Source organism: Arthrobacter sp. JUb119, from assembly GCF_024807995.1.
Lineage (GTDB): Bacteria > Actinomycetota > Actinomycetes > Actinomycetales > Micrococcaceae > Glutamicibacter.
In genome coordinates, this window is record NZ_JANUFE010000005.1 from 231,824 (window position 1) to 251,168 (window position 19,345).

17 protein-coding genes are annotated in these 19,345 nt (G+C 60.1%); 8 read left to right on the forward strand and 9 right to left on the reverse strand.

Annotated features, from left to right (window positions below; all coding sequences use genetic code 11):
* The first annotated feature begins 192 nt into the window (after window positions 1-192).
* Entirely contained in the window at window positions 193-579 is a 387-nt protein-coding gene (locus M2368_RS14285) for a LapA family protein (protein WP_133833776.1), read from the forward strand.
* Between the two features lie 71 nt (window positions 580-650).
* Here the strand turns inward: M2368_RS14285 and M2368_RS14290 are convergent, their stop codons facing one another.
* The 7 genes from M2368_RS14290 to M2368_RS14320 form a co-directional block, all read right to left on the reverse strand.
* Window positions 651-1,394, reverse strand: a complete 744-nt coding sequence (locus tag M2368_RS14290) for a response regulator (RefSeq protein WP_105656594.1) — start codon at window positions 1,392-1,394, stop codon at window positions 651-653.
* Window positions 1,352-2,647, reverse strand: coding sequence for a sensor histidine kinase (locus M2368_RS14295; RefSeq protein WP_105656595.1), 1,296 nt, complete (start codon window positions 2,645-2,647; stop codon window positions 1,352-1,354). Before M2368_RS14295 ends, M2368_RS14290 begins: the two co-directional genes overlap by 43 nt.
* Window positions 2,648-2,681: 34 nt before the next feature.
* Entirely contained in the window at window positions 2,682-3,524 is an 843-nt protein-coding gene (locus M2368_RS14300; protein ID WP_332502719.1) for an ABC transporter permease, read from the reverse strand.
* Window positions 3,525-3,528: 4 nt separating this feature from the next.
* Window positions 3,529-4,455 carry an ABC transporter ATP-binding protein gene (locus M2368_RS14305; RefSeq protein ID WP_105656597.1) on the reverse strand — a complete coding sequence of 309 codons (927 nt, stop codon included), beginning with the start codon at window positions 4,453-4,455 and terminating at the stop codon, window positions 3,529-3,531.
* A 138-nt stretch (window positions 4,456-4,593) separates the two neighbouring features.
* On the reverse strand, window positions 4,594-5,619 hold the full coding sequence (locus M2368_RS14310) for a YdcF family protein (protein WP_105656598.1): 1,026 nt from the start codon (window positions 5,617-5,619) through the stop codon (window positions 4,594-4,596).
* A 6-nt stretch (window positions 5,620-5,625) separates the two neighbouring features.
* Window positions 5,626-7,059, reverse strand: a complete 1,434-nt coding sequence (locus M2368_RS14315) for a phytoene desaturase family protein (RefSeq protein ID WP_105656599.1) — start codon at window positions 7,057-7,059, stop codon at window positions 5,626-5,628.
* Window positions 7,056-8,519 (reverse strand): glycosyltransferase family 87 protein, encoded by a 1,464-nt coding sequence (locus tag M2368_RS14320; RefSeq protein ID WP_105656600.1) that lies wholly within the window; start codon window positions 8,517-8,519, stop codon window positions 7,056-7,058. Before M2368_RS14320 ends, M2368_RS14315 begins: the two co-directional genes overlap by 4 nt.
* Window positions 8,520-8,759: 240 nt before the next feature.
* Here M2368_RS14320 and M2368_RS14325 point away from each other — a divergent pair, with 240 nt between their 5' ends.
* The 7 genes from M2368_RS14325 (at window position 8,760) to M2368_RS14355 (ending at window position 16,919) form a co-directional block, all read left to right on the forward strand.
* A complete protein-coding gene (locus M2368_RS14325; RefSeq protein ID WP_105656601.1) occupies window positions 8,760-9,944 on the forward strand; it encodes an acylneuraminate cytidylyltransferase in 1,185 nt (394 codons plus the stop codon).
* A gap of 12 nt (window positions 9,945-9,956) precedes the next feature.
* Window positions 9,957-10,850, forward strand: coding sequence for an N-acetylneuraminate synthase family protein (locus tag M2368_RS14330; protein WP_105656602.1), 894 nt, complete (start codon window positions 9,957-9,959; stop codon window positions 10,848-10,850).
* 87 nt (window positions 10,851-10,937) lie between these two features.
* Window positions 10,938-11,933, forward strand: a complete 996-nt coding sequence (locus M2368_RS14335) for a glycosyltransferase family 2 protein (RefSeq protein WP_105656603.1) — start codon at window positions 10,938-10,940, stop codon at window positions 11,931-11,933.
* A complete protein-coding gene (locus tag M2368_RS14340) occupies window positions 11,930-13,273 on the forward strand; it encodes a polysialyltransferase family glycosyltransferase (protein WP_105656604.1) in 1,344 nt (447 codons plus the stop codon). Before M2368_RS14335 ends, M2368_RS14340 begins: the two co-directional genes overlap by 4 nt.
* Window positions 13,270-14,295 (forward strand): hypothetical protein, encoded by a 1,026-nt coding sequence (locus tag M2368_RS14345; protein WP_426735882.1) that lies wholly within the window; start codon window positions 13,270-13,272, stop codon window positions 14,293-14,295. The genes M2368_RS14340 and M2368_RS14345 overlap by 4 nt, the downstream gene beginning before the upstream one ends.
* Window positions 14,296-14,303: 8 nt before the next feature.
* Entirely contained in the window at window positions 14,304-15,536 is a 1,233-nt protein-coding gene (locus tag M2368_RS14350) for a DUF6716 putative glycosyltransferase (protein ID WP_286134086.1), read from the forward strand.
* 297 nt (window positions 15,537-15,833) lie between these two features.
* On the forward strand, window positions 15,834-16,919 hold the full coding sequence (locus M2368_RS14355; RefSeq protein ID WP_105656607.1) for an inositol-3-phosphate synthase: 1,086 nt from the start codon (window positions 15,834-15,836) through the stop codon (window positions 16,917-16,919).
* A gap of 188 nt (window positions 16,920-17,107) precedes the next feature.
* On the opposite strand, the gene M2368_RS14360 is transcribed toward M2368_RS14355, so the two are convergent.
* Together M2368_RS14360 and M2368_RS14365 are read right to left on the reverse strand one after the other, a co-directional pair.
* A complete protein-coding gene (locus M2368_RS14360; RefSeq protein WP_255209577.1) occupies window positions 17,108-17,230 on the reverse strand; it encodes a hypothetical protein in 123 nt (40 codons plus the stop codon).
* 583 nt (window positions 17,231-17,813) lie between these two features.
* Window positions 17,814-19,265 carry a CCA tRNA nucleotidyltransferase gene (locus tag M2368_RS14365; protein WP_105656608.1) on the reverse strand — a complete coding sequence of 484 codons (1,452 nt, stop codon included), beginning with the start codon at window positions 19,263-19,265 and terminating at the stop codon, window positions 17,814-17,816.
* Between the last annotated feature and the right edge of the window lie 80 nt (window positions 19,266-19,345).

Below are 19,345 nucleotides of genomic sequence, written 5' to 3' on the forward strand. Positions count from 1 at the left end.
TTCAGGTTTTGGTTCCCGCCTGAAAAGTCGAGTTGCCTCCCAGCTTAGTAGCCTGAACCACATTTGCTGATGTCCTGCTGAGCCTGCCTCCGCCCTGGCAACCTGGCAGACACCCCTATCCGGGTCTTGACTTGGCACCTCGCTCTCGACGAAGCTGAAAGCAGTCCCGGAGACAAGGAAAGCGAGTTCATCATGGCTACGGCTGATCGAACACCAGAGCAAGAGAACATTCCAGCAGAATCACGCGAGGTCGAAGTGGAGACCACCGTACCGATGGATTCCAAGGTCCAACGGGCCAAACCTGCCGGTGCAGATAAGCTCCCAGCGACCAAGTTGGGTCGTATCTGGACCGCTACGATCTTCGGCTTGCTCGTGCTGATCCTGCTGATCATCTTCATTGCCCAGAACCAGGAGCAGGTGACCCTGAACTACTTCGCGTATCAGGGACAGGTCAACCTCGGGCTGGCATTGTTCTTTGCCGCTATTGGTGGCGCCCTAGTGGTCGCGATCGCCGGGGTGGCCCGCGTGATACAGCTGCGCTCTACGGCGAAGAAGCAGCGCAAGGCCAATAAGCGCTAGAAAGCTCCATGGCCGCCGGGCGGAACCCCATGGGGTTTCACCCGGCGGCCATTTTGCTGCCTCAGCGATGCCTAGTAGTCCAGGCCTTGGGATGGAATGACCAGCCCGGTCTCGTAGGCGTACACCACCGCTTGAACGCGGTCGCGCAGATGCAATTTGGTCAGGATGCGCCGCACGTGGGTTTTCACCGTTGCTTCGGAAAGGAAGAAACGGTGTGCAATCTCGGCGTTGGATAGTCCCTCGGAAAGCGCACGCAGCACTTCCTGCTCACGCGGGGTGAGATCATCGAGCAGCGGGTCATGCGGAGTTTCGGCCGGCTGGTTCCGGTTCCCGGCGCCAGCGTTGCGCACATAGGTTTCCAGCAGGCGGGCAGTCACCCGGGGTGCCACCACAGCGTCGCCGGAAGCTACCAGGCGCACCGCTTGGACCAGTTCTTCCGGGGCCACGTCCTTGAGCAGGAACGCACTGGCTCCTGCCTGCAGCCCTGAGAAGGCGTACTCGTCCAGGTCAAAGGTCGTCAGGATAATGATCTTGGTTTCCGGATGGTCCTTGGCGATGCGTTCGGTCGCTTCCAAGCCGTCCATCTTGGGCATGCGCACATCCATCAGGACCACATCGGGTTTCAGTGCGGCCGTCTGGGCAAGGGCATCGAGTCCATCGACAGCTTCGCCGGCGATGACGATGTCGTCTTCACCTTCGAGGATGAGGCGGAATCCCATGCGTAAGAGGGGCTGGTCATCGACCAGCAGTACCTTGATTTTGTCTTCCACGCTTATTCCTTCACTGCCTTCTGGTTTTCGTTCTGCAAGCTGCATTCGGGTAGCTTGAGGACCGCTTTCACAATCCATCCGCCACTGGCTACCGGTCCGGCATCAACCGTTCCGCCAAAGAGCGCGGCTCGTTCGCGCATGCCGCGCAGACCGCGTCCGCTGCCGATACTCGGAACTCTCGTTGCATCTCCGTTGTCCATGATTTCCATGCGCAGTTCTTCGCGGCGCCGTTCCAGGCGAACCTGCACATCACTTACGTTACGGGCATAGCGCAAGGAATTAGTCAGGGACTCTTGAATGATACGGAAGACGGTCAGCTGGAAGGTGGTGTCCTCCGGCAGAGGATCGCCCGTATGGGTAAATGAGACCGGCAGACCTGCGGTACGGAATCCTTCGAGCAATTGCTCCACGTTCCCGCCGGTAGGCTGCGGGGCCAGCTCTCCGGATTCTTCTTGGCGAAGCACGCCCAGCATGCGGCGCATATCCGCCAGGGCGGCGCGACCGGTTCCAGAGAGCTCATTGAGCACTTCGTCGGCACGGACCTGATCGCGCTTGGCCACCACTCGTGCCCCCTCTGACAGGGCAATCATCACCGAAAGCGAATGGGCGACAACGTCGTGCATTTCGCGGGCGATGCGGTTGCGCTCTTGCACCTGGGCCAGTCCGGAGACCTGCGAGGCCCAGTGGTTCAGTTCAGCTTCGTGGATGCGCGCGTTGCGCACATTCATGCCCACCGCGGCTGCGGCAATGTAGAAACCGATGACGAAGCTGCCCGAGACGGCGATGATGACGCGCGTGAAGATGGTTTCGTCGATTCCATCTTGCGGGTCGAATTCCATTCCGGCCATGTCGGGGAAGCCCATCAGCACCATCAGGACCGTCTGGAAGCTGCCGGCCAGGATGGCCAGCGGGATGGTGCGTTTGGCCGAATAGCTGGTGGCGACCGTGTACAGGGCGATAATCATGCCTACCCCGCCCAGTCCACCTTGCGGACCAGCAATCACCAGGGCCAGGCATTCGAAAATGAACACCAGGATGATCACCGTCATCGGTGCCCGGCGCCGGTACAACAAGGCAGCGCTGACGGCGAGGGTGACGACCAGCAGGCCGGTGGCGTTTGCTTCTGGCATCGCTGCCATGACCAGGACACCGGGCAGTGTGAGCAGCAGATAGATGACTACCGCACCGATGACCACCAAACGCGGGTGGGTACGCAAATAACGGCGTATCCGGCCCATGCGCTTGGCGGCCAGTTCATCGAAGGAAACCACAGTTTCCTGCAGCGTCGGTTGGCTCATGTTTCCAGTCTAGTTTTCTCGATCAATCCCTGCGCTACTTGATGTCCCGCTTGGTCAGCAGGATTGCACCCAACACCAGTGGAAGCACGATCCAACCCGCCACGCCCAGCAGTTGCTGCCAGGTCTCCAAGTCGGTGACAACACTTGCGGGCGTTGCCAACCCCATGCCCAGCTGGTCAGGGGTGAACTTCGCGATGTTCTGCGCCCAGTCGGTCAAGGCGGTCAGGATGGAAAGGATGATCGGCAGCACGAAGAACAGGGCAGCGAGGCTGGTGATGCCGCCGGCCGAGTTGCGCAGCAGCATCCCCAACGCCAAACCGATCAACGCCGCCATGGTCACCGCCAGCGTCCCGTACCAGAGCACCCGTTGGAAGGCGTCGCTGCTGAATTCCAGATTCATCTGGTAGTTCTCGGCAATCGGCTTGCTGATCGCGAAGGCCAAGAGCGAGCTGATGATCTGGACGACGGCAGTAAGCAGGATGATCAAGATGCCCTTGGCGGCCAGGACACGCAGTCGCCGCGGGCTGGCCAGGAACGTGCTTACCGCTGAACCGGTGGTGAATTCACCGCTGAAGAGCAGGACACCAAGCACGCCAAGGATCAGCTGGCTGAAGACCAGGCCCGAGCCGATGAGCTCAGCGGCGAATCCCGGGGCCGATAGGCCTTCCATGCCCGGCATCTGATCCGTGTCGCCCATGCTGGCACTGAGCGAACCAATGCCCCAAGTGGCCACGGCTGCAATGCCCACATAGAACACGATGGCCAAGAGAACCAGGATGCGGGTGGAGTTCAGGGAGAAGAAACGGATGGACTCACTGCGCAGCACGCCGAAGAGGGTGACCTTGCCATGTGGTGCGGTTGCTAGATGGTTAGACATGTCCTTACTTCCCGCCGCCAGTCTCGGCAACTGTGTTCGAGTGGTATTCGACGGCATCGCGGGTCAATTCCATGTAGGCGTCTTCCAAGGTGCGTTGCAGCGGACGCAATTCGCTGAGCACCACCCCGTATTCCAAGGCACGGCGGCCAATGGTTTCTGAATCGGGGCCGGTAACTTCCAGGCCATGCTCATCAATCCGGCGTAGCTGAATACCTTCACCATTCAACGCATTCATCAAGATCTCAATGTCGGCTGAACGCACAATGGTCTGGTCAAGACCGTTGTCGATGAATTCAGTGATCGGCGCATCGGCCATGATGCGGCCACGGCCAATCACGATCAGGTGATCCGCCGTCTGGGCCATTTCACTCATCAGGTGGGAGGAGATGAAAACGGTTTTGCCATCGGCCGCCTGCTGGCGGGCCAGGTTGCGGACCCAAGCCACGCCTTCGGGATCCAGGCCGTTGACCGGCTCATCGAGGATCAGCACCTGCGGATCTCCAAGCAGGGCCGTGGCAATGCCCAGCCGCTGCCCCATGCCCAGCGAAAAGCCGCCGACCTTCTTGCGCTGCACGCTAGACAAGCCAGTCAGATCGAGCACTTCGTGCACTCGGGACTTCGGGATCCCCGCGGTAGCCGCCATGGCACGCAAATGCGCCAGCGGAGTCAGGGATTTGTGCACCGACTTAGCTTCCAGCAGGGTGCCGACTTCGGTCAACGGGTGACGTGATTTTTTGAAATCGTGCCCGTTGACCAGCACTTCACCGCTGGTAGGTTTGGCCAATCCCACGATCATGCGCATGGTGGTGGACTTGCCGGCACCATTGGGGCCGAGGAACCCAGTCACCATGCCTTCTTGGACCGTGAACGACGCATTATCGACCACGGTTTTTCCACCGTATTTCTTCGTCAACTGCTCTGCCTGGATCATATTTCCAGCCTAAGGAATTCGAGCCCAGCTCTCACCGCCCCCAGTGCTGATTTATGGCTCAACCAAAAGGGTGATGGCAGGGAACCGAAAACTGGGCCCATGCACCAGATGGTGCATGGTCCCAGGGTGCCAAGGAAGTTAGAAGGTCGTCGTGAGCACGAACATCATCCCTGCGACGGCTAATGCGAAGGGCAGGGCCAGCAAAACCATCAGCTTCTTTTGATCCCGCACGATCGCAACGCATTCCCTGAGGAAGGCACTCGGACGGTAGTAGGCCGCCGTTTTCCCGCCGAAGGCACGGGCATCCAAGCCGAGCTTGCGTGACGCCATCGCTGCACGCAGCGCATGATAGTCGCTGGTGACCAACCACAGCTGGCCATCCGGACGCTGGGCACGGACCAAGGCGTCGGAGAACTCCAGGTTCTCAAGGGTGTCCCTGGCCCGGTCTTCAACCAGAATCTGTTCATCGGCAATGCCCTGCTCACGCAGGTAGCGGGCCATGCTTACGCCCTCTGGTTCTTCCTCATCATGGCCCTGTCCCCCGGTCGGAACCATGAAGGGGCGAGCAGATGCCTGCAGTTGATGCAGGTCTATGCCCTTGTCCAAGCGGCCACGCAGCAACGGGGTGACCTTGCCGTTGATTGTGCGGGCACCAAGGACCACCACGGCGGCGGCTTCGCCCTTGGATGGGTATCTGGCGTGCACCCATGCGTACAGCAACAGCATGGCGAACAAGCTCGCCGTGAAGACGGAGGCCATGAACAGGACGAAAGCCAGCGAATAGGTCCACCAGGATTCGATGCGAATCAGCAGCACCGCAATGACTGGCAGGACAAAGACGGATAGCCCGGCTGCCAATGACAGCAGATTCGCAGGTTTGGCTCCTTCGCGCCGGCACATCAGGATCCCGTTGTAGATCAGCGCGGCACCGAAGACAACGACCATCAGCGGGGTCAGCACCAGCACTATGGAGAAGAGGAACCCAAACCCGGGGATCACACTGGTCAACAGGTCGACGACCGCCGAAATGGTGAAGAACACCAGCGGCAAGAGAAGTGCAGCCAGACCCAAGCGGCGTGGGTCCTTGCGGTATTGCCGGATAAACAGCCACCAGAGTGCTGCCAGGAAGACCCAGCCAACGAGCTGCGCGAGCACTGATTCCATTGCCTCTCAGTTCACCGATTTCCAGTTTGCGATTCCGTATTCCCGTTTGAGCATCGATTGCGCTCCGAGGAATCCGCCCATGCCATGCACCGACGGCCCCGGAGGCGCAGCCGAGGATACCAAGTACAGTCCTTTGGACTGCAGGTACCACGGGTCGGCCGAGATCCGAGGCCGCTTGATGCTGCCCAGCAGGTCCATGGTTCCCCCGGAAAGATCGCCACCGACCAGTGCCGAGTTCTGCACTTCCAAGTCCTGGGCGGTGACAACATGGGATTCAATGATTGTCTCGCTGAAACCAGGGGCTGCCTGTTCAATCATTTCCTTCAGTTCCCGGCTCATGTCTACCGGAGAATCCAGTGGCACGTGGCAGTAGGCCCAGATGACGTGCTGGCCCTGCGGTGCCCGCGAATCATCAAATTGCGAGGGCTGGGCAACAATCATGAACGGCTTCGCCGCTCCCCCGCGCACTGCGGCGCGTTCGGCCTTCCCGACCTGCGCCGCGGTGCCGCCCAGGTGCACGGTGCCGGCCTTGCCCAGAGTCTCGTCGCGCCATGGAACCGGTGCCGAAAGGACGTAGTGCACCAGGCAGCTTCCCGGCGAGCGCCGGATGCTGCTCAACGCGTGCGAGAGCCGTTCAGGCAGGTGTCCTGTTGAAAGCTTGGCAGCGTTTTCGGCGGAGGTATCGAAGAGGATGCTCTGCGCAGAAAGCTCATCAACATGGTTGACGCGGGTGCCGGTAAGGATTTTTGCTCCATGAGCCATCGCTTCTTCGGCCAAGGCGTCGCTGATGGCTTGGGAACCTCCACGCGGGATGGCCCATCCCTTGCCGTGCGCTGTTGCTGCAAGGAACAGTCCTGCCCCGGCATTGGCCGGTCCGCGAGAGCCTCCCGCAACGTGGGCGGAACAGCCTGCGTAGAGCGCGGCGGCGCGTTCAAACTTTCCAGAAAAGAGTTCCTTGACGGCCATGCCCGCCACCGTGCTCACGGCAAAGGTCGCCAACGCTGCGGGGTTCGAGGGAACCCTCAGCAGAGGATTGAGCAGTGTCTGGCTGACCCCGTCAATCTGCTTGACCAGCGGGCCCAGGAGCCGGGTGTACATCTCGCCGTCCGCGCCTCCAAGTTCCTGCCCGGTGCGTTCCAGATCCTTGTACGCGTAGGCAGTCCGGCGATCCAGCACATGGGCGAAGGACAGCTCGGGGACGATGAACTCCACCTTGTCGTGGACGCCCAGTTCATGCATGGCTTGGGATTGCATGGCCATCGGATGCACTGCGCTGCCCAAATCGAATTTCGCTGCAGAACCATTCAGCGGCTGCGTTCTGGCGGCCCCGCCGATGGTGTCGTTGGCTTCATATACCGTGACGCTTAATCCAGCACGGGCAGCAACTGCTGCGGCTGCTAGCCCATTGGGTCCCGCACCGACAACGGCAACATCGCTCATGATTTATTTCCCGCCACTTCATTCGTTTTCTTGGATTGAGGCAGCAGTCCGCGCAGGGTCCAGCGGTCCTCCAGTCCGGCGAATGGGCCGGCCAAAGGATCATCCTGGCCCACGGCACGAATCGGGTCGTGGCGTGGATCAAGAATTGAACGTGCCACCAAGAACATCAGGTATCCCAGCATCACCATATGCGCCAGCACCAGCACCGCATAACCGGTCTCAGGGAAGGCCTTCTGCGCTTCTTCCGCAGAGAGGGAATCAAGGTAGAACCAAACAGCGTAGAAGTGCGCGATTTCCACGAGCATCCAGACAACGAATTCGCGCCAGCGCGGCAAGGCGAGGGCGAACAGCGGAATCAGCCAGACGATGAACTGTGGTGAATACACCTTATTGACCATGACAAAGGAAGCAATGATCAAGAAGGCCATGGAGGCCAGGCGCGGGGTGCGTTTAGCAGTCAAGCCCAGCACTGCGACGCCCACGCAGCACAGGAAGAAGAGGACCAGGCCGTAACGGGAAATCTGTTCGGCTTCAAAGAGCGGGACCCCTCCCCTGTTATCGGCGATGACATTCCATGCGTGCCAGAAGCTGGAGAAGCCTGCCCCGCGTTCAGAAGAGAAGTTGAAGAAGTGCATGAACGAGTCGGGGAACGCCAGCGCATAGGGAAGGTTCACCAGTGCCCATGTCGCCGCGGCGGTTCCGCCAGTCACCCAGAAGGTCTTGAGCCTGCCGGTGCGAATGGCCAATATCAGCACCGCGCCGAGGATGAAGAACGGATAGATCTTCATCGCGGCACCTAAGCCGATCAGCACCCCGGCAAGGACGGTGTGCTTTCGTGCGAATGCCAGCATGCCCAGGGCCAGCAAGGCCACAGCCCACATGTCCCAGTTGATGCTGCCGGCCAGGATGATGCCCGGGGCAATAGCCACCATTGCGGCATCCCACGGGCGGCGCCCGGTCATCCGCAGGGTGGCGATCACGGTGACCATCCACAGGATCGCAACGAGCAGCAGGTTGATGTCGAAGTACAGCAGCGAACGGTTTTCGATCCCCGTGGGGATGATCGAGGCAACGGCCGAGGCCACCGTGCTCATCAGTACCGGGTACTCGAACTGGGCGGTCGCGCTGAATGGCGCCCAGGGGTTCTCGGCGAAGCCGCGGGCGGAGAACAGCGGAACCCAGTCGCTGTAGCACGCATAGGCGTACGGGTTGTTGCCAGTCCACCCGTTGACCCGGCAGGGGTTCTTGGCAAGGAGCATCAGCAAGGCGCCCACGGTGGTCATCAGGATAATGACTCGTTCCACGCTGAAGAATCCTGGATCGACTCGGCCTGGATCGCTGTGTCGTCCCAGGCGGCCACCGATCATTGCGGTGAACTGTCGAAGGAACCCGTCAGCGCGTGATGGCACGGTAATCCGCAGGGGGCCACGCGTGGGCTGTGACTGGTTTGGCTCGTGCATACCCTCCAGCCTAAATGTTCTGTGCCTAAGCTCCGCCTTGCACACTCATGTTTCATTAGTCGCTTTGATCTTTTATGCGGTTCTGAGGGCTCGAAATCCCTCTTCCGGATTCACCGAATCGTACGTAAAACGCTTGCTGACCTCGCATTCAGCAAACAAACAGGTGATTACACCGGCACTTCACCGTGCGTTAACCCAGATGCCCCCTCTTAGTTAACTTATGCCCATAGCGTCTTACTCGTGAGCAAAACCAACCAGCCAAATGCCATGGCGATCATCCCCGCCAGGGGAGGATCCAAGGGCATCCGGCTTAAGAACCTGCGTGAGATCGGCGGCAAATCGCTGCTGGGCCGCGCAATCGAATCAGCCAGATCCGCGGCGGCAGTCAGCGACGTCGTGGTCAGTACCGACCATGAGCAGATCAAGGCCGAAGCGCTTCGCTACGGGGCGCGAGTCATCGATCGACCGGCAGATATCGCCGGCGACACGGCCAGCAGCGAGTCAGTTCTGCTCCATGCGCTAGCGAATGCGGAATCTCAGCCAGAGATCACCGTGTTCATCCAGTGCACCAGCCCGTTCATCGATCCGGAGGATCTGGACGCAGCCATTGCGGCGGTTTCTTCGAAACGCGCCGACGTCAGCTTCGCAGCTGTTGCGGACCACGGTTTCCATTGGGGCCTGGATCCGCAGGGCGAAGCGGTCGCCGTAGGCCACGACAAGCTGCACCGTCCGCGTCGCCAGGATCGCGAACCGCGCTTCCGCGAAACCGGGGCCTTCTACGTGATGGATACCCGCGGATTCCGCGAGGCAGGGCACCGTTTCTTCGGAAAGGTCCGGGTTCACGAAGTTCCAGCAGAGCACGGCATCGACATCGATACCGAGGCAGACCTGCTGCTCGCTGGGCTGGCCGTTCCGGCCACCCGGGAACCGATCGAAGTCGACGCGGTCATCACGGATTTCGACGGGGTGCATACCCCGGACACCGCGTATGTCGATGAGCACGGAACCGAAACCGTGCGCGTCTCCCGCTCCGATGGAATGGGAGTGGCCCGGTTGCGGGCTGCCGGAGTGAAGTTCCTTATTCTCTCCAAGGAAATCAACCCTGTTGTCGCCGCCCGCGCCGCCAAGCTGAACGTCGAAGTGGCCCACGGAATCGACAACAAGGCCGAATACCTGGCCCGCTGGCTGGCTGACGAATCCATCAATCCGGCTCGTGTTGCCTACGTGGGCAACGACATCAACGATCTGGGCGCGATGGCGTTGGTCGGCTGGCCGATCACCGTGGCCGATGCCCAGGAAGATGTGCACCGGGCAGCACGGTACAAACTGACCCGCAAGGGCGGGCACGGAGCGGTACGGGAACTAGCCGAACTGGTTCTCGCCGCACGCACCGCCACCAAGAGTTCTCCAAGTTTCACCCACTGAAAGGCAATACCCATGACTTCCATGACTACTGACATCAAGCCTGTTGCTATCGGCGACGTCCAGGTTGGCGCAGGCCAGCAGGTCTACGTCATCGGCGAGATCGGCATCAACCACAACGGCGACATCGAGATCGCCAAGCAGCTGATCGATATCTCTGCTGAAGCCGGTGCCAACGCAGTGAAGTTCCAGAAGCGCACCCCGGACATTTCCACCCCGATGGACATGCGCGACAAGATCCGCTCCACCCCATGGGGCGACATGACCTACCTGGACTACCGCTACCGCGTCGAGTTCGACCAGGCGCAGTACAAGGAGCTCATCTCCTACGCAGCCTCCAAGGGCCTGCACGCCTTCGCCTCGCCATGGGATGTTCCATCGGTCGAATTCATGGAAGAGCAGGGTGCAGTCACCCACAAGGTCGCCTCCGCATCGGTCACCGACATCGAGCTGCTCAAGGCCCTGGCGCAGACCGGCAAGCCGATCATCCTGTCCACCGGCATGTCCACCATCGAGCAGATCGACAAGGCCGTCGAGACCCTGGGTACCTCGAACCTGGTCATGATGCACGCTACCTCCACCTACCCGCTGCCTCCTGAAGAGGCCAACCTGCGCATGATCGAGACCCTGCGCGACCGCTACCAGGTCCCAGTGGGCTACTCGGGCCACGAGCGCGGCCTGCAGATCTCGCTGGCTGCTGTTGCCCTGGGCGCAGTGACCGTCGAGCGCCACATCACCCTGGACCGCACCATGTGGGGTTCGGACCAGGCCTCGTCGCTGGAGCCAAAGGGCTTCGAGTCGCTGATCCGCGACATCCGCATCCTGGAGCAGGCCATGGGTGACGGCGTGAAGAAGGTCTTCCCAGGCGAGCTGGCACCGCTCTCGCGCCTGCGCCGCGTCGACGCCTAAGCACGCCTACGTATCCGGCGGTTGGACTCACCGACGGGTCCAACCGCCGTTTATTTTTGTCTGCATGAGGAAGGCCTTGAAGCACAGATGAGTTTGATCCCCGGGCGCATTTCCGTGGTTATCCCCGCCTATAACCAAGAAGCATATATTTGCGATGCCTTGTCATCGCTGGTCCGGCAGAAGCTGGGACGCTGGGAGCTGGAAGTGCTCGTGGTTGATGACGCTTCCGATGACCAGACTGCTGCCCTGGTTCGCAGCTACCAAGACCAATTGCCTGGCCTGAACCTGATCTCGCTGCCTGAGAATGCCGGAGTTTCTGCCGCCCGCAATGCCGGGTTGGAACAGGTCACCGGCGAATACTTCACCTTCCTCGACCCCGACGACTGGTACTCCCCCGAGCATTTGGAAGCCCTGGCGGAATCCTTGACCGAACTGCACGTGGACTTCGTGCGTTGCGATCATGTGCGTGTCACCGGCACCAATCGCGTCATCCACCGCGCCCCGCAGGCGTTGCGCGGCATGCCGCTGAACCCGGCCGATGACATTGAACCTATCGATTCGCCGTCCATGGTGGACTACGCCTTCGTGTGGGCGGGCATGTACCGCACCGACCTGATGCGCGCCCGCGAACTGATGTACTTCGACGCGCAGTTGCACAGCGCCGAAGACCGCCTCTGGCTATGGAAGCTGCATCTGAACACCGAGCGCTATTCCGTCGTTTCCTCCCCCGGGGTGTTCTACCGCCGCGGCCTGCCCGGCTCGCTGACCCAGGTCTTCGACCACCGTCAGCTCGGCTTCATTCCGGCCTACTCGCAGATCCTCACCGAGGTGCGCTTGCACCCGGACGCGGATCGCCACCTGCCCAAGGCGATGCGGCAGTTCTTCGCCATCGTGTGCCACCACGAGAAGCGCGCGAAGAACTACCCGCCGGAAGTCCGCTTGGAGATGAAGCAGAAACTGCGCCAGGTATTCACCACTATTGATGCGCCGATGGCCCGCCAGGTTGCCCTCGAGATGGACGTTGCCCGTCGCCGCCATATTCTCTCCTTCCTCCAGCCAGGTCAGATCGGGGCCGCCAAGTGATCGCACTGATTGAAGCCAGCAGCTATTTCCAGCTTGCTTCTCTGGCCGCGATGGCCGATGCAGGACTGCTCCCCGAGGCAGATGAACGAATTCTCGTCTTGGCTAACGGCTCGCAGGTTCCGGAACTGACTACTGCGTTGGATGAAGTCCCGGGCTTCGAGAAGCTTGCCGCCCGCTTTGACCGCGTGGTGGATTTCGCTGCGCTGACCTCCCCGCGTCGCCCGGCACAGTTCAACCCGCGTGAGGACGAGCTGCATATTTTCGAACGCCTCCTGCGCAGCGCTTGGGATCTGGGCAATGAACCCTTGACCTTGGTTCTGGAATCCATCCAGGTCAATCCGGCGCGTGCGCTGGCGCGTATTTTCTTTGATGCCCAGCTGTGGATCCACTCCGACGGCTTGATGTCCTATGGCCCAACCCGTAATCGATTGCCAATGCCGCTTCGCCAGCGCGTCATGGGCACCATCCATGTGGACTTGGTTCCAGGACTGCAGCCTCACCTGCTCGCAGAGCTCGAGCCGCGGCGCGAGGTCTTGGCCACCGGCGGCCTGGCTGCAATCTTCGGCGAACTGGCCCAGGGGGCAGAATTCGATCTGCCAACCGGCAGTGCGCTGATCCTCGGCCAGTACCTGGGTTCCTTGGGCCTGATGGATGCCGAGGAAGAATTCGAGCTGCATCTGGAAATGCTCAACGAGGTGGCCCGCCGGGAAATTTCCACCGTCCTGTTCAAGGCGCACCCATCGGCCAGCGCCACCTCAGCGGCACGCTTGTCTGCAGCCGCCAGGGACATGGGGCTGGATTTCCGGTTGGTCGGCACCGATCATCTGGCGGAAACCGTCATCGCGGCGGTACGTCCAGCCGTGGTGATCTCCTGCTTCTCCACAGGCTTGGCCACCGCCAAGTACATCCTGGATACCGAGGTCTACGCAGTGGGCACCGGCAGACTGCTCCAGGCGCTGGCTCCCTACGAGAATTCCAACCGCATCCCGTTGTCCATCATCCATGCCTTGTTCGTCCAGGACGTGCCGGTTCCGGCGCACGGTGGCGGCAGCGACCGCCTCACCGAACTGCTGGCTGCCGTGGCCTACTGCATGCAGGCCGCGCAACTGCCTCACCTGCGCGAGCAGGCCGAGTCCTTTTTGTCCGCGCACTACCCGGAGTTCTCGGCTCATTTCAAGCGCCGGCGCATCACCAGGCTGGAGCTGCCTCCACGCTGGGCGCACATCAGCTCGCGCCGCTCGCTGCCTTCCAAAGTCCGCGGGGCCTCGCGCCGTGTGCTGCGCAATGGTTCCAAGCAGCTGGACACGCTTTCCAAATCCCTGAGCCGACTGGCAAAATGACCCTCACCATGATGAAACTGACTCAACATGACACCCACGAGGTGCCACGCCCGCGTTTCGGCACCGCGCACGTTTGGGTGGAGTCGCCACTGCAGCTGCTTTCGGCGGTAGAAACGCATGCCGCAGGGCTGCTGGGCACGGACATCCGGATCATCCCCCGTCAGGGAATGCCCCTGGAAGCCACGACGCAGGCAATGCTGAATCATGCCCCTGCAGGGGTTCATTTTGAACCGGCCGCTCGTAAGCCTCCGCAGCCCAAAGGCGCTGCCGATCGGTATGTCACTGGCGACGCCTACTCGGGCAAGATCCAGCGCACGCTGCTGGCAGGCGTACGGGCCAAGGAAATCGTGATCATCGATGACGGCATGGCTACGCTGGCCCTGATCAAGCAGCTCATTTCCGATGAGCCCACCCCGTTGGTGCGCGCCCGGACCAGGAATTCCGCAGCACGCGTGGCCATGGGATTGGCGACCTGGCATCGTTTGCGCCAGCTGGCCCGTGAAGATCGCCTGTTGATTGTTTCAGCGTTGTATGTCGACCCGGCATCCCGTCAGAAGATGGCTGATCTGGGGATCAAATTCGCGCAGCACAAGTTTGAATGGCTCGCTACCCAGCCGGTAGCCGAGCAGTTCACCGAATCTACCTTGCTGATCGGTTCGGCGATGGTGGCTGATGAGCTGATTTTTGAGCAGCCGTATCTGCGCTGGATTGAGCAGATCGCTTCCGAAGGCCCGGTTGCGTACTTCCCGCATCGCCGTGAAACTCCCGAATTGCTGGAGAAGATCTCGGGGATTGATCAGGTGGTGCTCAAGGAGCACACCGTTCCCATTGAAATGCGTTTGCGTGTCCTGCGACCAGGCCAGGAGATCCGCGCCTTGCCTTCCACGGTGATTCCATCCCTGCGCCTGCTGCTGGGTCCTGATGCCCGCTGCCTCTATCCGCAAGCCGTGATTGACAGCTGGTGGACCCCTGGTACCCCATCCGAGTTGCGCGAGCACCTATCCAGTTCATTGAAGGTGTGAATCAGCCGATGAAGCCATCAATACTTGCCATCGCCGACTCGGATTCCTATCTGAAGCTGGCAACGAGCTTCCTGAACCGCCTAGGTCCCGCATGGGATCGCAAGGTGTATTTGGCGCGGACCCCGGTGATGCCGACCGCCGACCAGATCGCAGCCGCCTTTGAAGGCACGGATCTGGATCCGGATATCCTGCAGGTGATTTCCGTATCCCAATTAGAAGCCGACACCGTAGATGAAGACATTGTTTTCGCTTCGGCCACCGGGCCGGTAGTTGCCGAGATCTACTCTCGCATGCTTCGCACCGAGCCGACTGATGGCCGGTGCACCGCACTGATTTCCGCCCTGCCTGGCGTGGCATTCCCCGCCACGCAGAAGGGGTGGAACTATCGTCGAGCCGGCGATGCGTTCATTTGCCATTCGCATGCCGAAGCCCGTGATTTCTCATTCATGATCGAAGGCCAGGTAGGGCACCAGCCGACCATCATGGTCAGCAAGCTCCCGTTCTTGCACTCGGCAGGATTCCCGCCAGCGCAAAAGCAGGTGGTCGAACGCTTGGTGTTCGCGCCGCAAGCGAAGGTACCTGCCCAAGAGAGCGAACGCGAGTCGATCCTGCTGGCTCTCGAGCAGGCTAGCAAGATGAATCCCGAACTTGAGGTGATCGTCAAGCTCCGCGCCAAGGCCGGTGAGCCCCAAACGCATCTCGAGGCGTTCCCGTACGATTCGCTGTTCGAGAAGTTGCAGTCCGAACGGCGGATCGGGCCCGAGTCGCGGCTTCGCTTCGATACCGGATCAATGAGTGAAGCATTGGCCGATGGCAGCGCCTTGGTAACAGTGTCTTCGACTGCTGCCTTGGAATCCATTGATCGCGGGTTGCCAACGCTGGTCCTTTCCGACTTCGGCGTCAGCGCGCAGATGATCAATACGGTCTTTGTTGCCTCCGGCGTCATCGGCACCTTGGATGACGTCGCCGGCTTGAGCTTCGGTGAACCTACCAAAGCCTGGTTGCGGGAAAACTACTTCCACAGGGTGGACCACAGTTTCGTTCAGTCCCTCGAGATTCTCGCGCAGCGAGCTCGAGCTGGAAAGCTGCACACTGATCCGGAAATGCTGGCGCATATTCGCCGCCAGCCTTTGCGCCACCGCCTCAGAACCACGTTGCCTGCACCGCTAGTCAGGGTTTTGGTGAAGTTGCGGCACCAGTTCGGGCTAGCACGCAAAAATGGCGCCAACTCATGGTCATGACCAACTAGGTCTTAGCCCATGAAGTCACTTTAATGCCTGAATTGATCGTCACTGTCAGTAGTATCCAATCCTTAGGTGCTTTACCTGCTATTGGTGCAGCTTCGCTGAGACAGTGCAGTAATCACCTCGGTTTCGCTAGCCCAGAGAGGCCGCCCCGATAGTTATTCGGTGATACCGGGCACGATTGGGAATGTTTGCACTCCATTAAGACTTAAGATCATTATGGGTCAATTTGCGCAATGCGCTTTTGCGCGCCCTATTGCCCAAAGGTTTTATACATTTCAATAAGGAGTTCATGTGTCGGCGAACCCGATTCGCGTTGCCATCGTAGGCGTAGGCAACTGCGCCACTTCCCTTATCCAAGGTGTTGAGTACTACCGAAACGCCGATGCTGATTCCACGGTTCCAGGTCTCATGCATGTGCAGTTCGGCCAGTACCACGTGGGCGACGTTCAGTTCGTTGCCGCCTTCGATGTCGACGCCAAGAAAGTCGGGCTCGACCTCTCGGAAGCCATCTTGGCCAGCGAGAACAACACCATCAAGATTGCCGACGTTCCAACCACCGGAGTGACCGTTCAGCGCGGCCACACCTTGGATGGCCTGGGCAAGTACTACCGCGAGACCATCGAAGAGTCTGCAGCCGAGCCAGTTGACATCGTCCAGTCCCTGAAGGACAACGAAGTCGATGTCCTGGTTTGCTACCTGCCAGTTGGTTCCGAGCAGGCCGCCAAGTTCTACGCACAGTGCGCCATCGACGCAGGCGTTGCATTCGTCAATGCCCTGCCTGTATTCATCGCCGGCACCCCAGAGTGGGCGCAGAAGTTCACTGACGCCGGTGTGCCAATCGTTGGCGACGACATCAAGAGCCAGATCGGCGCAACCATCACCCACCGCGTGATGGCCAAGTTGTTCGAAGACCGCGGCGTTGTCCTGGACCGCACCTACCAGCTGAACGTTGGCGGCAACATGGACTTCAAGAACATGCTCGAGCGCGATCGCCTGGAATCCAAGAAGATCTCCAAGACCCAGGCAGTCACCTCGAACACCTCCGCCGCCCTGGGCGAAGACGACGTGCACATCGGCCCAAGCGACTACGTTGCATGGCTTGATGACCGCAAGTGGGCTTTCGTCCGCCTCGAGGGCCGCAACTTCGGCGATGCTCCGGTCAACCTGGAATACAAGCTGGAAGTTTGGGACTCGCCAAACTCGGCCGGCGTGATCATCGATGCCGTACGCGCAGCGAAGATCGCCCTGGACCGCGGCATCGGCGGTCCGATCCTGTCGGCTTCGAGCTACTTCATGAAGTCGCCACCAGAGCAGTACGACGATGAGACCGCGCGCAACAAGGTGGAAGCCTTCATTCGCGGCGACATCGAGCGCTAGCCCTCCGCGTTAGCGGAAAGGCAATGGCCAGGACCGTTCGGTCCTGGCCATTGCTGTATTCGACAGTGCTCTGGATGCGGAGAAGCCCGCCGGCTTGCAGGCCGGCGGGCCTCTTGGCGATGCCTTGCGAGTTCATCATGGGTACCTCGGATTCTTGTTAGCGGGCAACGGTAATGGCGCTGCCGGCCTTAGCGAATTCGAAGGTACATTTCTGGTGGCACGTGGTTCTTCAGCTCACGCTGACGCATGCGGCGGTTGAACTCGGTGCTATCAAGGTTGGTGAACTTGCGCTTGTCTTGACGCTTTTTCATTTGCTGTCCCTCCCTTCGGTCAAAGTAGAAGGGGAGGGAAGATCTTGGCGCGTAGTTGAAATGGCGCGAGCTTTCAGGCTTTCTGGTCCTGCGAAGATTAATTCCGAGGTGCGAACTGCCCGTTGAGCGGATGAGGAGAACAGTGGACTAGGCATGAAAAAAGTTCCTAAGGGTGAGAGTCGATTACTGACCTGCAACCTCAGGAACTTATGCGGGATTTACCGTGAGTTAGGAATCCGCTTGTCCGGAGGTTGGGGAAATGAGCTTGCACAGACGAGACATGGGAGAGCCGCCAATAAATCGCGCTCCGCGATGAGTCTCTGTGTACCAATTGGTATTAATCATTTCGCCACCTCCTAAAATCTGCTCTCGGCCGGCCATGGATGCCATGGGGCCTCTTTGAAAAGTTTTCTCGATCCGCAAGTCTCATTGAGACTTCCCAATCACAGTATTCAGCATACATGGATTATCCCCGATGCGCTACAAATTTGCGCAGAAACTTTAAGCACTTTCCCGGGGACGGCAAAAGCACCCGAATCCATGCGGATTTCAGGTGCTTTTCCCTTGGTGCTCAGGTCAGAGGTTACCCCTCGGTAGCCGATTCCTGGGCTTCAGGCTGTTCTTTCCACCAGGCGCGCAAGCGCTCAGTGGCGATTTCCGCGCCCAGCGGGCCTTCGTCCAAACGCAGTTCCAAGAGGAACTTGTATGCGCGGCCAACGACCTTGCTCGGCTTGATTCCCAACAGGTGCATGATCTGCTCGCCGTCAAGATCCGGGCGGATTGACTGGAGCTCTTCTTGCTCGGCGATCTGCGCGATGCGCGCCTCGAGGTCGTCGTAGGCAAAAGCTAGGCGGTCGGCCTTCTTGCGATTGCGGGTGGTGACATCCGAACGGGTCAGGCGGTGCAGGTGCTCGAGCAGGTCTCCAGCATCGGTGACGTAACGGCGCACCGCCGAGTCGGTCCAGCCGGCCTCGCCGTAGCCATAGAAGCGCATGTGCAACTCGACCAGTCGGGCTACGGACTTGGTGGTGTCCTTGTCGAAACGCAGGGCGCGCATACGCGCCTTGACGAGCTTCGAACCCACCATGTCATGGTGGCGGAAGGATACCGCGCCGCTTGGTTCAAATTTGCGGGTCGCCGGCTTACCGATATCGTGCATCAGCGCCGCGAAGCGCAACACGAAGTTCGGGCCGGGAACAGGTCCCTCTTCGTCGGTTTCCAACGCCATGGCTTGTTCCAGCACGGTCAGCGAATGCTGGTAGACATCCTTGTGCCGGTGGTGCTCGTCAATTTCCAGACGCAGTGCCGAGACTTCGGGCAGCACCTTATCGGCCAGGCCAGTTTCCACCAGAAGGTCGATTCCCGCGCGCGGGTCTGCACCGTTGATCAGCTTGACCAGTTCATCGCGAACCCGCTCGGAGGAAATGATGTCGATCCGATCGGTCATTCCGCTCATGGCTTCGCGCACCTCTGGACTGACTTCGATCTTCAGCTGCGAAGCAAAACGGGCAGCACGCATCATGCGCAGCGGATCGTCAGAGAAGGAGATATCAGGTGCACCAGGGGTGCGGATGGACCCGTCTTCCAGCGAGCTTACGCCGTCGAAAGGATCCACCAGCTCGAGCTGCGGCAAGCGCAGAGCCATCGAGTTCATGGTGAAGTCCCGACGGAAGAGATCGTCGTGCAGGTTATCACCGAAGGCAACGATCGGCTTGCGCGACTCCTTGTCATAGGCATCAGCGCGGTAGGTCGTGACCTCTAGCGTGTGTTCGCCCTTCTTGAAGGCAATAGTTCCAAACTCGCGTCCCACATCCCAAACGTTATCGGCCCAGCCGGAAATCACCTTGATGGTTTCTTCCGGGCGAGCGCTGGTGGTGAAATCGAGGTCCGGGGATACGCGTCCCAAGTACAGATCCCGAACCGGCCCACCTACCAGCGACAATTCATGGCCCGCCCGAACAAAACGGTCGGCCAAGTCGAAAATAACCGAGGGCAGGATTTGACGCAGTGCGTCAGGCGAGGGAAGTGCATGCATAGTTACTTAAGCGTGCCAGAAATCCCGGAAGAATGCTTGAAATTCCGACGGATTTGCCTGCGAGATAACTTACTTGTCCA

Bases quoted from the DNA above. Each gene is read 5' to 3' on its own strand.
- M2368_RS14320 (WP_105656600.1), bottom strand. From the start codon at position 8,519: ATGCACGAGCCAAACCAGTCACAGCCCACGCGTGGCCCCCTGCGGATT.
- M2368_RS14290 (WP_105656594.1), bottom strand. From the start codon at position 1,394: ATGCAGCTTGCAGAACGAAAACCAGAAGGCAGTGAAGGAATAAGCGTG.
- M2368_RS14300 (WP_332502719.1), bottom strand. From the start codon at position 3,524: ATGTCTAACCATCTAGCAACCGCACCACATGGCAAGGTCACCCTCTTC.
- M2368_RS14335 (WP_105656603.1), top strand. From the start codon at position 10,938: ATGAGTTTGATCCCCGGGCGCATTTCCGTGGTTATCCCCGCCTATAAC.
- M2368_RS14350 (WP_286134086.1), top strand. From the start codon at position 14,304: ATGAAGCCATCAATACTTGCCATCGCCGACTCGGATTCCTATCTGAAG.
- M2368_RS14295 (WP_105656595.1), bottom strand. From the start codon at position 2,647: ATGAGCCAACCGACGCTGCAGGAAACTGTGGTTTCCTTCGATGAACTG.
- M2368_RS14360 (WP_255209577.1), bottom strand. From the start codon at position 17,230: ATGAAAAAGCGTCAAGACAAGCGCAAGTTCACCAACCTTGATAGCACC.
- M2368_RS14285 (WP_133833776.1), top strand. From the start codon at position 193: ATGGCTACGGCTGATCGAACACCAGAGCAAGAGAACATTCCAGCAGAA.
- M2368_RS14345 (WP_426735882.1), top strand. From the start codon at position 13,270: ATGACCCTCACCATGATGAAACTGACTCAACATGACACCCACGAGGTG.
- M2368_RS14305 (WP_105656597.1), bottom strand. From the start codon at position 4,455: ATGATCCAGGCAGAGCAGTTGACGAAGAAATACGGTGGAAAAACCGTG.
- M2368_RS14310 (WP_105656598.1), bottom strand. From the start codon at position 5,619: ATGGAATCAGTGCTCGCGCAGCTCGTTGGCTGGGTCTTCCTGGCAGCA.
- M2368_RS14315 (WP_105656599.1), bottom strand. From the start codon at position 7,059: ATGAGCGATGTTGCCGTTGTCGGTGCGGGACCCAATGGGCTAGCAGCC.
- M2368_RS14365 (WP_105656608.1), bottom strand. From the start codon at position 19,265: ATGCATGCACTTCCCTCGCCTGACGCACTGCGTCAAATCCTGCCCTCG.
- M2368_RS14330 (WP_105656602.1), top strand. From the start codon at position 9,957: ATGACTTCCATGACTACTGACATCAAGCCTGTTGCTATCGGCGACGTC.